The following is a 350-nucleotide window of genomic DNA, read 5'->3' on the forward strand; positions in this document are numbered from 1 at the left end:
GACGGATTAGGAAGCTTTGAATTGCAAAAAAGGAAGTGATAGATATGTTTGTTTTAGGTGATATTTCAGGACTGGTTCAGGGAGCGATTGCTAAGTTTTTTGAATGGGCACTGTATGGTTTGTTGGACGGCTTATTCAACATCTGCAAGGCCATTATTGACCAAGCCAATCAAAGCTTGCCAGTTGTTAAAACGTGGTATGCCATCTTCCTGTCCTTTGCGACATCGTTAGTCGTCGTGGTCGTCCTTGGCCGCATTGTGATGACAATTCTAAAAGAGGCAGATGAAAGTACCGATGTTACTTGGGCTAATATCATCATGGACGGGATTAAATCAGCGGCCGTGATCCCG

The 350-nt window shown here is 44.0% G+C and carries 1 pseudogene; it reads left to right on the top strand.

Going from position 1 to position 350, the window contains the following annotated elements:
- Window positions 1–44: 44 nt before the first annotated feature.
- Window positions 45–350, top strand: a pseudogene (locus ACKTR2_RS10575) (conjugal transfer protein TrbL family protein); the annotation flags it as partial.

The sequence above is a fragment of the Furfurilactobacillus curtus genome, from assembly GCF_045862785.1.
Lineage (GTDB): Bacteria > Bacillota > Bacilli > Lactobacillales > Lactobacillaceae > Furfurilactobacillus > Furfurilactobacillus curtus.